Raw genomic sequence first — 204 nt, 5'->3', positions numbered from 1 at the left:
CAGTCAGAGGCGATGAAAGGCGTAATAACTTGCGATAAGCCCAGATTAGGTAGTAATAACCTTTTGAGTCTGGGATTCCTGAATGGGGAAACCCACTTGCATAAGCAAGTATCCTGTTGTGAATACATAGCAACAGGAGGCAAACCGGGGGAACTGAAACATCTAAGTACCCCGAGGAAGAGAAATCAACCGAGATTCCGAAAG

At 45.6% G+C, this 204-nt stretch carries 1 rRNA gene; it reads left to right on the top strand.

Features of this window, described 5'->3' with window-relative positions:
• Nucleotides 1–204 (top strand): 23S ribosomal RNA (locus QQ041_RS24220); the annotation flags it as partial.

Source organism: Vibrio sp. TMPB1044, from assembly GCF_030442075.1.
Lineage (GTDB): Bacteria > Pseudomonadota > Gammaproteobacteria > Enterobacterales > Vibrionaceae > Vibrio > Vibrio satsumensis.
Note: the sequence above shows the minus strand (reverse complement) of the source record. Positions and strands in the feature narration are given on the sequence as shown.